This is a genomic window from Lactobacillus intestinalis, from assembly GCF_024397795.1.
GTDB lineage: Bacteria > Bacillota > Bacilli > Lactobacillales > Lactobacillaceae > Lactobacillus > Lactobacillus intestinalis.
This window is the reverse complement of record NZ_CP072983.1, coordinates 724,960-738,683: the sequence shown is the minus strand read 5'-3', so window position 1 is coordinate 738,683 and position 13,724 is coordinate 724,960. Positions and strand designations below refer to the sequence as shown.

Here is a 13,724-nt window from a genome sequence, read left to right as displayed (position 1 = left end):
TTTAGGAATGATATCTCTTCATATTCTTCAAGCGTTTTTTCTTATTCTTCTTGAAGTTTTTCCCCATTCTTCTCATTGCCATTTTAGCCATTGGCGAATCCATTCCTGGTAAATTGCTCAAGCCTTTGAAGTTACCTTTAGTAACTTTTTGCATCATATCTCGTGCCATCTTGAATTGCTTGATCATACGGTTTACTTCAACTACTGGACGTGCTGATCCGGCTGCAATTCTACGTCTACGACTTGGATTTAAAACATCTGGATTTTCACGTTCTTCTTTAGTCATTGAATAAACAATTGCTTTAGTATGAGCAATTTGCTTTTCATCAATACTCATATTTTGAAGTTGAGGATTATTCGCCATCCCTGGGATCATCTTCATAATTTGATCCAAAGGTCCCATTTTTTGAACTTGTTCCAATTGATCGATAAAGTCGTTGAAATCAAAAGTATTTTCCTTCATTTTTTCAGCAACTTTTTGAGCTTCTTTTTCATCATAATCTTGTTGGGCACGCTCAATTAAAGTTAGCATGTCCCCCATTCCTAAGATTCTAGAAGCCATTCTATCAGGGTGGAAATCTTCTAAATCAGTAAGCTTTTCACCTTGTCCGGTATAAATAATTGGCTTGCCAGTAACAGCACGTATTGATAAAGCTGCCCCACCACGAGTATCACCATCAAGCTTAGTAAGGATAACGCCGGTAACACCAAGGCGCTCATCAAAACCTTTAGCAACATCAGTCGCTGCTTGACCAGTCATAGCATCAACAACAAGCAAAATGTTATCAGGATCAGAAACTTTTTTAACTCGTTCAAGCTCTTCCATTAAGGGTTCATCAATTTCAAGTCGACCAGCAGTATCGATAATTACATAGTCGTTTTTGTTCTTATCGGCTTCTTTTAAACCATTTTCAACGATTTTGGCAACATCTTTTTCATTAGTTTCACTATAAACCGGAACCTTTAATTGTTCCCCAATTTGCTTTAATTGATCAACGGCTGCAGGACGATAAATGTCCCCAGCAATCAAAAGAGGACGAGCGTTTTGTGTCTTTTGTAAATGATATGCCAGCTTCCCAACGGTAGTAGTTTTACCAGTACCTTGCAAACCTACCATCATAATAACTGTAGGAATATGCTTTGATTTATTAAGAGTTGCAGCATCTTCCCCCATCATCTTAGTTAGTTCTTCATTAACTATTTTTATTACTTGTTGACCAGGATTTAAACTTTCTTGAACCTCCTTACCTAAAGCTTCCTTCTTAATAGTTTTAATAAAGTCCTTAACTACCTTAAAGTTTACATCGGCTTCAAGTAATGCTAAACGAATTTCCCGACTAGCACGATTGATATCTTCTTCAGAAATCTTCCCTTTTCCAGTTAAATTTTTTAACGCTTTTTGAATACGTTCACTTAAATTTTCAAAAGCCATTTGGGTTATTCCCCTCTCATATTATTTAGTAATTCAATAATCTCTATTTTAGCTTGACTAACATTAGAATGATCAATTAATTGAGAAATTTTTTCTAGATGATCTTCTATTTTATTATAATCTTCCTGCATATGTAATTTATTTTCATACTTTTTAAGTGCAGCTGCCGATCGACGTAAATTGTCATAAACTGCTTGTCTTGAAACATTATGATTATCAGCAATTTCTCCTAAAGAAAGATCATTATAATAATAATCCTCAAAGTAATTCTGCTGACCTTTAGTTAATAAAGAACCATAGTATGCATAAAGATCTCCAAGTTGTTCGGTCTTTGTCAATTCATCCATTTAACTTCACCGTCATTAAGTATAACAAAAAAGCCCGTAATTGACGATTGACCATCATGGCTTTTGTTGTTAAAATTAAATGTCTTTTCTAGTTGATTTTAAGTTAGATTTAATTATAATTATTATAAATCTCTCAAATAATAAGGAGGAATTATGGATGAGTCTTTGGAAGATCATGAATCGAAAAGAAGATCCACGTGTTTATGAGAATAAAGATGGACATCTGGTTCGCTCGTTAAAAGTAAGAGATATTTTAGCTTTGGGCGTTGGTACAATCGTCTCAGCTTCAATTTTCACATTACCTGGTGAAGTAGCTGCTATGCACACAGGACCAGCAGTTGCAATTTCTTTCATTTTAGCTGCGATTGCTGCAGGTTTAGTAGCCTTTGCTTATGCAGAAATGGCAGCAGCGATGCCTTTTGCTGGATCGGCTTATTCTTGGATTAATGTTGTTTTTGGAGAATTTTGGGGATGGGTGGCTGGATGGGCCCTTTTAGCAGAGTATTTTATTGCTCTTGCCTTTGTAGGATCGGGTCTTTCCGCAAACCTGCGAGCCTTAATTGCACCTTTAGGAATAAAGTTACCAGCTGCTCTTTCCAATGCTTTTGGAACTGATGGTGGAATTGTCGACATTATTTCATTAGTTTCGATTGCATTGGTAGCTATTTTAATTTCTAATGGTGTGAATCGCGTTTCTAGAGTTGAAAACGGCTTAGTTGTTTTAAAAGTTATTGCTATTTTATTGTTTGTTGTAGTAGGAGCAACTGCTATCAAATACAGCAATTATATTCCTTTTATTCCAAAGTATCGTCCAACTGCTAACGGTGCATTTGGAGGATGGCAAGGTATTTATGCCGGAGTAGCGATGATTTTCTTATCTTACATCGGATTTGATTCCGTGGCTGCTAACTCAGCAGAAGCAATTGATCCCGAAAAGACAATGCCTCGTGGAATTATTGGTTCTTTAGTAATTGCAGTAATTTTATTTGTCTGCGTAAGTTTAGTATTAGTAGGTGTTATGCCATATGGTAAGTATGCTGGTAGTGCTGAACCAGTTGGTTTAGCATTACGGTATGCTAACCATGGTATTGTCGCTGTTGTAGTTCAAACTATCGCTGTATTTGGGATGTTTACTGCTTTAATCGGAATGAGCATGGCGGGTTCACGTTTGGTTTACTCTTTTGGTCGTGATGGTATGCTTCCAAAATGGCTCGGTAAACTTGATAAAAATCACCGTCCAAATAATGCCGTTCTTGCAATTACCGTGGCTGCGATCTTAATTGGAACAATTTTCCCATTTGCAGCCTTGTCACAATTGATTTCAGCTGGTACTTTGATTGCCTTCATGTTTGTTTCTTTGGGAATTTATCCTTTAAGAAGACGTGAAGGAAAGGACATTACTGATCCAGCCTTTAAAATGCCACTTTACCCTATCTTACCTGCCTTAGCATTCTTAGCTTCCTTGGTTGTGTTCCTTGGATTAGACGTTCAAGCTAAAATTTATGCAATTGCATGGTTTATTCTAGGTGTAATAATTTATTTGGTATACGGTATAAGACATTCGAGTTTAAACAAATAAAGATTAGCTAGCAGAAGCTAGCTAATCTTTTTATTTTTCGTAATTAATATTTGCTTTATCTACAATGATATCTCCATGAAGTTGCAATACTTCTTTTTGATAAAACATTTCTTGTGTTTTTTGAACATAGTCTTTAAAATTATCGGTTTGTACATGCTTTTGGTATGCAGATTCATCTTTATATACTTCAAAGAAACGCCATTCATTTTCTACATCAAACAAGTAGCCTGCAAACATCGCAATTACACCAGGCTCTTCTTGCATAGAAACCGTCATCTCATGCTTTACAATCTTAGCAAAAGCTTCGCGATCAAAATCCACTAAAGTAATCTTAGCTATATTAACTAGATAATTATTATCACTCTTTATACGTAAATTTTGATAATTAGTTCCTGCAAATATCGGAGTTAATGGAAAAGAATCATTTTCAATTACTAGATCCTGTGTTGCCTTTTTAAAATCTTTAAATTGAGAGGAAACTAGATGATCTTCGTAAGCTTTCTCATCTTTATAACATTCAAAGACATAATTATCATTAGACTGCTTACTTTTAGCAGAAAACATAAATAAAGTTCCATCGTCTTCAATAGATTTGAACATGTTAGTGTTGCCAGCTTTTACAAAAGCAGCTTGATTTTGTGGACTAACAGCTAAACGATGAAAATTCATAATTGGTGGATTTTTCAAATTCATCTGACTAAAACTCCTTTATTCAACAAAGTGTTCATAATTGGTTTTAAAAATCTTATTATCATACAAATCTGAAATATCCAGATCCTCAACAGCTGCAGTAACAATTTCATCAGCGCCAAAAGGAGCAACCCCAAATGGAGCATCGGTGGCATAAAGAACATGATTGATACCAAAGTAGTCCAAAGTAAGCTGAAGAGCAGGCGGATTACCTAAAATAGCAGTATCTACATAAAAGTTCTTAAAATCATCAGCATGCTGTTCATCCAAGATTTGGTTAATCCGACCACTAAAGAATGAGACCATTGCACCTGCATGGTGAACCAAAATTTTTAAATTAGGATATTCCTCAAAAATATCGGATTGAACTAATTGAAGCATAGCTTGGGACAATTCATATTCCCAAGAGAAAATCAAATTGTTATCCGGTTTACGCTTATCAAATACTGGATGAAGCCACAATGGAACATTCAATTTAGCTGCAGCTGCTAAGACAGGACGATATTCAAGTGCTGCAATACTTTTACCTAAATGGCGAGTAAAAATTTGAGCACCAACTAAGTATTTAGAATCTGAAATTTCTTGAAGAATTGCTCGTGCAGCTGGAATATTATTCATCGGAAGCATCCCTACCCCGGCTTCAAACTTATCCAAGTGCTTCTTAACTATTTCCTCCATTTCTTCATTAGCCTGACGACAAATATCGGCTGACTGATCCGGGATTACGAAATCCTCTACATTAAGATTTGCAAAAGAAATAACTTGTTTTAAATGTGGGTCTGGCCAATTAGCTAAGCGGTAATCAATATCCGTTAAAGCTTTAATCTTTAAAAATGGATATTTATCAGGAATATCAGGATCAATATCTAACATCTTTTGATAATAGTTTGGCGTTAAAATATGTGCGAATGCATCGATTTTCATTTTCAAACCTCCTGTTTTTTATCTCTTAATATCATTTTACTGCAAAAAAAGAATTCGATCGTTTAATTTGATCGAATTCTTTTTTATTATAGATTTTCATCCATATTAAAAGTTAATTTAGACATATTAATAGAATCAATAAACATTTGACCCCAAAGCTTTTCAGTTTCTTTCTTAGTATGAGCAACTGTCTTTTGGTTTTCAGTAGTCAAATATTCAGTCAATTCGTCACCCGTCTTACCTTCAGCACCCTTAATAATTTCTTCAACACGTGCACGGTAGTAACGGTTTAATTCAGTTAAATAAGTAGTATCTAATTGAACAAATTGTGGGTAATGACTTTCAACAAGAGCAGCAAATGACTTGTAGTACCACCAAGCATCATTCATGTTGTAATCCATAGAAGTATTGTTATATGAAGGGTCAGTGTCATTCATATTAGCAAAGAATGGTACAAATGGAGTGAATGTAGGGCCGCCAATACATAACCACATAATAGCAGCACGATCTGCAGGAACATTACTTCTAATTTGTAAAATATGAGCATTTTGAGTTCTATTCAAACCAATAGGACGGAAACGGTGCTTTTCTTCTTCAGTACCCTTACCAAACGGATCATATGGGGTATCTTGATAGTGAGAACCTAAAGCAAATTGAATATCTTCTTTGGTAATCTTCTTAGCTGCCTTCCGGATAAATGGAAGATCTCCATCTTCAGGATCTTGTTCAATTTCTGGGTTGAAAAGTTTTTGAATATACCATTGACGGTTAGTATTGTAGTGACGATCTTGTTCAGTGTAAGTTCCAAAAATGTGACGGAAATTCCAACCTTCATGATCTGGGTTCAAATCGTGTTCATCAACAAATTCACGAATCCCCTCACTCCACATAAAATGATCAGGATCATTAAAATCAACTTGTTCAATGGCAACACGGTTACCCGTAGCAGCATAGCAATCATCTGGAATACGTTGGGCAACCCAGTGGTGGCCGGTAACGATTTCCATGTACCAGATTTCATCCTTATCACTGAAAAGAACAGAATTACCAGCTGGACTACCATATTTAGCAATCAGCTTACCTAAATATTCCACACCATTTCTAGCAGAATGAATATATGGCAAGGTTACAGTTTGCATACAGTCTTCATCAAGACCATCTTTAACTAATGGATCGAAAGCAAGCGTTCTTTCATTACCATAAGTTGATTCAGTACATGACATAGCAACATTTTCTTGGTTAATACCACTTTCGTCGTAGTAACCTTGGTGCTTGTAATCTACATTAGGAACTGCTGGCACACGTTGGGCATCCTCAGGCAAATCCATTTCAAACTTATTAAGCCAAGATTTAATATGCTTCTTTTCTCCATGACGAGCAGGTTCAATGATGAACTTTTGGGGAGTGATTGGCTTAAAAGTATCATCATTACGTGCAATCATAGTTGTACCATCGATAGAAGCTTTTTTACCGACTAAAATTGTCGTACATGCACTATATTCTTTCATAAATTTTCTCCTTAAAATTATTAGTTATCTATAATTTTAAACTAATCCATGGAAAAGTCCAATCGCGTAATTAGCTGCATCAAAATCAGCTAAATCTTCTGGTTTTTCCCCTAATCCCACTAATTTAACTGGTAAGTTCATTTCATTTCTAATTGCTAAAACAACTCCACCTTTAGATGAGCCATCTAATTTAGTTAGAACCAATCCTGTCAACTTAGTAGTTTTATCAAAGTCCTTAGCTTGAAGCAAAGCATTTTGTCCAGTTGAACCGTCTAGAACCAATAAGGTTTCTGTAGGTTGATCTGGCAACAATTTCTTAATAGTCCGTTGAATCTTTTCCAGCTCGCTCATTAAGTTCTTCTTGTTTTGAAGACGTCCAGCCGTATCAACTAATAAGTAATCGGCCTTTTCTTTAATCGCTTTTTCAGTAGCGTCATAAACCACAGAAGCCGGATCTGCCTTTTCTTTACCAACTACTACAGGCACCTCTACACGCTTACCCCATTCAACCAATTGTTCAACCGCACCCGCTCTAAAAGTATCGGCAGCGGCCAAGATGACTGATTTCCCTTCATCCTTAAATCTTTTAGCTAATTTTCCAATAGTAGTAGTTTTTCCAGCACCATTTACTCCTACAAAAAGATAAACATTTGGCTTATTATCAGGATTGTAAATTAATTTTTCATCTTCAGAATTACCATTTTGGTCATAAAGATCAACCAATTTTTCAACAATTACTCGCTTTAAATCTTCATGAGACTTGGCCTTTTGTAACTTAGCCTCATCGCGTAATTGCTCTGTTAATTCTTCAGCAGTTTCATAACCAACATCAGATTCGATGAGTAGTTCTTCCAAATCATCGAAAAAGTCCTCATCAACAGTTCTAAATTGAGCAAAGAAAGCATTTAAACGTGCACCAAATCCTTTATTAGTTTTTTCTAGACCCTTTTCATAAAGTTGAGCATCATCATTTTCTTCCTCAGAATCATCAGCTGCAATACTTTCATCTTCAGGCTCATCTGAATTTTCGGTACTTTCTTCTACCTCGTTATCAATAGAAGTTTGGGATTCTTCATCTTCTTGAATTGGAGTTTCAACGGAAACCTCATCATTTAATTGAGACTCTTCTTCCTCTTTTTTCTTAGCAGCCGGTGCTGATTCTTCTGTTTCTCCGTCAGACCCACTCTCGGTAGCTTCTTGAGTCTCTTCAGAAGTTTGATCCTCTACTTTTTCCGAATCTTCTTGATTTTCTGAAGCAGTTTCTTGTTCTTCAGTAGTTTCCTCAGACTTAACTTCTTCTTTTTCTTTATCACCAAAAAGTGACTTCTTAATTCGATCAAATAAACCCAATTAATTCACCTCATCTTTAATTTCTTTTAACGATACTGACAATACTTGTGATACTCCTGATTCTTGCATTACCACTCCATACAATTGGTCCGCTTGCTGCATAGTGCCACGACGGTGAGTAATTACAATGAACTGAGTATGCATATCGTACTTTTGTAAAAATTGAGCAAAACGCGTTACATTTGCGTCATCTAAAGCTGCTTCTACTTCATCCAATACACAAAATGGAACTGGATTAATCTGAAGCATGGCAAACAATAATGTAATAGCTGTTAAAGCCCGTTCTCCCCCCGACAAAAGACTTAAGCGTTGAAGTTTTTTACCAGGTGGCTGCGCAATAATTTCGACCCCAGTTTTTAACATGTCATCTGGATCTGTTAAAACTAATTTGGCATTTCCCCCACCAAATACTACAGGGAAAATCTTAGTAAATCCATCTGCTACCTTAGTAAAGGTTTCACTAAAGCGCGTCTTTACTTCATCATCAAGTTCGGTCATTGAGTTCTTTAAGTCTTCTCGCGCCTTTAATAGGTCATCTTGCTGACCACTTAAGAAATCATAACGCTCTTTGACCTCATTATATTCTTCAATTGAATCTAAGTTAACAGGTCCAATATCCGCAATCGACATCCTATGTAATTTAACGCTCTTTTTTAGTTCGTTGCGAATTTTTTCCGTGTTTTCAACATCAGCTTGATTAATCGCAGCTTCATAAGTCATTGAATAATCGGTACTTAAAGTTTCTAAACGTTGATCAATTTCTGTATTTAGCTTAGCGAGTTTAACTGAAAATTCTTCTTGTTCTACAGCCGCATTTTTACGTAAATCATAATTTCGACTTGCAACTTGATCTAATTGATTAATTTGAGCATTAATCTGCCCAAGTTTTGATGAAATGTCTTGTAAAGTTTTTTGTAAATCTTCCTTTTGTTCGGACAAGCTTTCTAACTGACCTTGTAAGTCTTTTCGCTTTTTCAAAGAAAGTTCTCGATCTTGTCCTAAAGCTGCTAATTTCTTAGTTAAATTCTGCAGCTGATCTTTACTATTTTGCAATTGCAAAGACTTATCTTCTTGTTGAGCAAGCAAGTTTTCTAGCTTATTAGAAAATACCGCAATTTCAGGATCAAACTCAGAAATCTTAGCTTGAACTTCTTTATTCAAAACAGAGAAATTTTTAATTCTTGTTCTTAATTCTGCAATTGCATTTTCTTGTTTTTTACCATCGAGTGTAAGACTTTCACGCTTATTTTCAGCTAATTCAATATCTTGCTCTAGCTTTTTAATTGATTGTGCACGTTCTTTACTTTTTATATCAAATAAAGCATTTGCATCTGCAAGACGTTTAACTTCTTTTTCCTCATTTTGATAAGAAATAGCCGCTTCATTTAATTTTTGACTTAAATTTTGAAGCCGTTTATTATGTTTATCAATTTCTTTTTGTAAAGCAAGTTCATCTTCCAGCAAGTCTTGCAAACTATGATTATCACTTGCAAATTGCTTTTTAATCTTCGCAATTTGTTCTTCAAGTTTATTAATTTCAGTTATTGTTTGAAGCGGAGAATTATTTTGTTGGTTGCGCATCCCTCCCGTCATTGATCCTCCTGGAGAAATCACATCCCCATCCAAGGTGACAATGCGGTAACGATTAACTCGCTTAGAAATTGCCAATGCCGTATCAATATTATCTACCACAATCACACTACCCAGCAAATAGTTAATTGCAGCTGTAATATCTACATCTGTTTTACTTTCTACCAACTCACTAGCTATTCCTTTAAAACCATCAAATGATTTTAAAATTGTAACTGTTGATGAAGGTATTGAATGCTGACGCAAACCATCTAAAGGTAAAAACGTTGCTCGACCAGCATGAGCATGCTTGAGCTGGTTAATAGCATTTCGCGCACTAATTCGCGTATCGGTAACTAGATTCTGAACTCCACTTCCTAAAGCTGTAGTAATCGCCGCCTCAAGATTTGAAGAAAAAGTTAATAATTCGCCAATTACACCAATTACACCCGGGTAGTTATCTACGTGGTTTAAAACACTTCTAACTCCAAGATAGTAGCCCTCATGACGCTTTTGAATGCTAGAAAGTGCCTCATAACGTGCATTAATTTTCTGAAGATCATTACGTTCATTATTAACCAATTGACGCAAGGTAGTAATTTGTTCTTCTAGATCTGCATGTCTCTTCTTTAGTGAAGTTAATTGACTTTCAGTTTCATTCTTTTGAGTGTTTAATTTTTGACCAGTCTCTTTTAATTTAGCTAATTGTTTATTAGCTTCTTCATATTGTTTAGTGACTGCGCTATCTTGAGAAGACTGATCATTAGTAGCTTTTTTGAGTTCAGCTTTTAAATACACTAATTGGTTATTATTAGTTGTTTGATCTTGTAAAAGCTGAATATAGCTATTGCGCATTTCTTCTAACTTTTGATCAAGCTCATTAGGATCATCATGTAGCTGAGCAACTAAATCATTTCTTTTTTCTTTTAATTTTGATTGAGAAGCAGTTAAATTATCTTTTTCCTCATCAAGCCTTGCTAATTCAGCTGTAAGTGTCTTAATCTGAACTTCTAAATCTTTAAGTTGAGTTTGGTATTCATTTTTAGTAGCTTCATCATATTGCTTAGATTGCTCAGAAATCTGTAAATCAGCATTTAATTTTGAAACTTGATTAGTAATTTTCAGCAACTCGTTTTGCGTCTGTTCCCGCTTTTCATTAAGAAGCTGATATTCTTCTTTTTTAGAAGCAACAGCTTCTTGAGAATCTGCAAATTCACTATCTAAACGTTCAAGTAAAACTTGATTTTTATCAGCTTTTGATTGAATCTGTTTTCTCTTTTTATTTAAAGTTTCAATTTCAAAAGCTAATAAGGTCTTCAATTTTTGATCGAGTTGTTTTTTCTGAAATTTATATTCTTTGGCTAGAGAACTTTGCTCATGAAGAGGTTCAATTCGCTTTTCAAGTTCTTTAACAATGTCATTGATTCGAATCAAGTTATCATTAGTCTTAACTAATTCATTTTGAGCAATCTCTTTTTGTTCTTTAAAATGCAAAACTCCCGCAGCTTCTTCAAAAATGATCCTACGTTCTTCAGGACGTGAATTCAAAATTTGATCTACTCTTCCTTGCGAGATAATAGCTAAACTATTTTGTGAGATTCCAGAATCTAAAAAGAGTGTTCTAATATCTTTTAATCGCACAGATTGATTATTAATCAAATAGTCACTATCACCAGAATGTAAAATTCTTCTAGTAACTGCAACTTTTTCATTATCAAATTTCAACTCATGATTATGATTATCAAAAACTAAAGTTACTTCTGCCCGATTAAGTGGCTTACGTAACTCACTTCCTGCAAAAATAACATCTTTCATGCTACTTCCACGTAGACTTTTAGCTCTTGATTCCCCCATTGCCCATCTGATAGCCTCCGTGATATTACTTTTACCGCTACCATTTGGCCCAACAATTCCAGTTATTCCTTGATCAAAATGAATAGTTGTTTTATCAGCGAATGATTTAAAACCATCAATAATTAATTCTGTTAATGGCACACGTCGTCCCCCTATTCAAGCTTTTGTAGTGCCGCTTTTGCTGCTTGTTGTTCTGCCGCTTTTTTATTGTGACCTTCACCAGTTGATTGAACTTTATCGTTAATTTTTAATTCAACTACAAAATGAGATGGCATTTGAGACTCACTAATTACTTGATACTCAATCTTTACAGGACCATTTTGTTGTAAAAATTCCTGCAAATCCGTCTTATAATCTCGTGAATCAGTAAACTCCCCTTTATCGATCAAAGGATAGACGGTTTTCTTTAAAAATTTTTGAACTCCGTCCATTCCTTGATCTAAAAAAAGAGCTCCATTAAATGCTTCAAAAACGTCTTCTAGTAAAGTTTTACGATTTCGAGCACCGGCTTTTTCTTCTCCGCGACCTAGGTTAATCTCATTTTGAAAACCACATTCAATTGCAAATTCCGAAAAGCCTTCAGTTCTTACAACATTCGATCTTAAACGGGTCAATTCCCCTTCATTTAATTTAGGAAAATGGCGGTATAAATAATCAGATACTGCAAGTTCTAAGACAGCATCCCCAAGAAATTCCAACTTTTCATAATCACGAATACCATCGTTGGGATGCTCATTTGCATAAGAAGAATGCGTAAAAGCTTCTTCTAATAATTTTTCATTATGAAACCTAATTCCATATTTTTGATTTAATTGATTTATAAATTTAGTACTTACCATAATCTCTTTGCCCTTTCATCACTTAAAATTATACCAGTTTTCCCCCTATAAAAGGCCAGCAAAAAGGGCTACTTCCTAAATAATTGAAGTATGCCCTTTAAAATTGTTATTTTACATACATGTACTTTTGCAATTATCCTAGCATCAACTACCCTAGAATAAATTCTAGGGTTTGCAGCTCTCATCTATTTTTACTAGATAGCGGTTATAGCGTCTTGCGACTTCCGCCTCCGAGGCTGCATCGTCGGGTAGTTGACGATACCCGTTTACCTGCCAAGTTTACTCGGCAGATCTTAATTTAGTAAATTTAGGTATTTTAACACCTTTATGGTACTGTTCGCCCAAGAACTGGATATTCATGGCGGCTAAGCGATCGTCATTGGATTTGTAGCCACACTTATCACAAATGTAGAGATGCAGCTCATGATTCCGGTTCTCCTTGCGGATCCTTCCGCACTTAGGACAGCGCTGGCTGGTAAATCTTGGAGAAACTTTAACAACAGTTGAAGAATTCAAATTAGCCTTGTAAGCTAAAAACTGCTCAAACTGGTAAAAAGTCCAAGAAACCATTTCATAGCGACGCTTTTTGGCAGCTTTCTCAGTCACAAAGCGGACGTTGACTAAATCTTCTAAAGCAAAGATAGTATTAGGACCGTAATGGTTAACGAGTGTCTTGGTGAGACGATGATTAACATCGCTCATAAAACGGTTCTCTCGCTGACCGATCTTTTTAAGTCTTCGCTTGGCAGACTTAGTGCCTTTGGCTTGAAGCTGAGCACGGAGTTTCTTATATTTGCGCCTGGTGCACAATACTTTTTGTCCGCTGCAAAGCAGAGTCTGGCCCTGTTCGTCATAGCAGGCAGCCAAAAAGCGCAGGCCGCGATCAATCCCAACGATGTGCTGGGTTTGCTTTAATTCATATTCAGAAAAGGACGTGGTCGCACTAAGGTGGATATACCAATTATTTTTGAACTGAAGCAGCTTAATTGAGCCAAACTTCCAACGGCTAGCATCAAGATACTGATCGAAATTTTTGCAGACAAAATCAACTTTCTTTCTCCCCATTAAGGTATTCAAAGAAAGCTGGCTGCTTGTATTTAAATAAGACCAGTCGCGATTGCGCTGAAGATCAAGCTGAAGACGCTTAAACTTAACTGGACGCCAAAGCTAAGTGAGATCACGCGGAATCTGCGACCAGATAGCATGGCCCTGCGCATCTTTTTCCCCAGTATTATAGCGAAACGGTGTTTGCTTCAATTGGGTTTTGATTGTTTTATAGCGGGCAACAACATTTCTGATAACCGATTGAGCCATTTGACTTTTGAGCCCAAACAAGTCTCTCAAATCATGATAAAGGGCTTGATTTAGCTGAGAAAATCGAAACTCAAAATCATGGTCAAAAACATACTGTGAGACGAAGTTGCAGGCATCTCTGTATGCAGTCATGGTTTTTATAAAAGCGTGTGTAGTTTGATCATCAATATTAAGGAGCTTGGCTTTAATCGTTACTGCCTGATCCAAATTATTCACCTCCAAACAAGCGTTTGAAAATGATTATATCATAGAAATTAGAAGAGAAAAAGACAAAATATAAAAAGGCTGAAAGTGCACTTCCTCCCCGGATTAAAATCC

9 protein-coding genes and 1 pseudogene are annotated in these 13,724 nt (G+C 35.8%); 1 reads left to right on the top strand and 9 read right to left on the bottom strand.

What is annotated here, in order from left to right; genetic code table 11:
• Position 1 precedes the first annotated feature (1 nt).
• Together ffh and ylxM are read right to left on the bottom strand one after the other, a co-directional pair.
• On the bottom strand, positions 2-1,432 hold the full coding sequence (gene ffh, locus KBW87_RS03375; RefSeq protein WP_057810524.1) for a signal recognition particle protein: 1,431 nt from the start codon (positions 1,430-1,432) through the stop codon (positions 2-4).
• Between the two features lie 5 nt (positions 1,433-1,437).
• Positions 1,438-1,779: a YlxM family DNA-binding protein gene (ylxM, locus tag KBW87_RS03370; protein WP_057810521.1), complete on the bottom strand. Its 342-nt coding sequence runs from the start codon at positions 1,777-1,779 to the stop codon at positions 1,438-1,440.
• Positions 1,780-1,936: 157 nt separating this feature from the next.
• On the opposite strand from ylxM, the gene KBW87_RS03365 reads away from it, so the two are divergent.
• Positions 1,937-3,358 carry an APC family permease gene (locus KBW87_RS03365; RefSeq protein WP_057810519.1) on the top strand — a complete coding sequence of 474 codons (1,422 nt, stop codon included), beginning with the start codon at positions 1,937-1,939 and terminating at the stop codon, positions 3,356-3,358.
• Positions 3,359-3,388: 30 nt separating this feature from the next.
• Here KBW87_RS03365 and KBW87_RS03360 read toward each other — a convergent pair whose 3' ends face one another.
• The 7 genes and pseudogenes from KBW87_RS03360 to KBW87_RS03330 form a co-directional block, all read right to left on the bottom strand.
• The gene (locus KBW87_RS03360) at positions 3,389-4,051 is read right to left on the bottom strand and encodes a putative quinol monooxygenase (RefSeq protein WP_057810516.1); all 663 of its coding nucleotides are present in this window, start codon (positions 4,049-4,051) and stop codon (positions 3,389-3,391) included.
• A 15-nt stretch (positions 4,052-4,066) separates the two neighbouring features.
• Positions 4,067-4,972: an amidohydrolase family protein gene (locus KBW87_RS03355; RefSeq protein WP_057810514.1), complete on the bottom strand. Its 906-nt coding sequence runs from the start codon at positions 4,970-4,972 to the stop codon at positions 4,067-4,069.
• Positions 4,973-5,058: 86 nt separating this feature from the next.
• Positions 5,059-6,480: a C69 family dipeptidase gene (locus tag KBW87_RS03350; protein ID WP_057810512.1), complete on the bottom strand. Its 1,422-nt coding sequence runs from the start codon at positions 6,478-6,480 to the stop codon at positions 5,059-5,061.
• A gap of 36 nt (positions 6,481-6,516) precedes the next feature.
• Complete coding sequence (gene ftsY / locus KBW87_RS03345) at positions 6,517-7,830, bottom strand: signal recognition particle-docking protein FtsY (protein ID WP_083478876.1); 1,314 nt, start codon at positions 7,828-7,830, stop codon at positions 6,517-6,519.
• Positions 7,831-11,394 carry a chromosome segregation protein SMC gene (gene smc, locus KBW87_RS03340; RefSeq protein WP_057810510.1) on the bottom strand — a complete coding sequence of 1,188 codons (3,564 nt, stop codon included), beginning with the start codon at positions 11,392-11,394 and terminating at the stop codon, positions 7,831-7,833.
• 11 nt (positions 11,395-11,405) lie between these two features.
• A complete protein-coding gene (gene rnc / locus KBW87_RS03335) occupies positions 11,406-12,092 on the bottom strand; it encodes a ribonuclease III (RefSeq protein WP_057810506.1) in 687 nt (228 codons plus the stop codon).
• Positions 12,093-12,371: 279 nt separating this feature from the next.
• Positions 12,372-13,613: pseudogene (locus KBW87_RS03330) on the bottom strand (RNA-guided endonuclease TnpB family protein).
• Positions 13,614-13,724 lie beyond the last annotated feature (111 nt).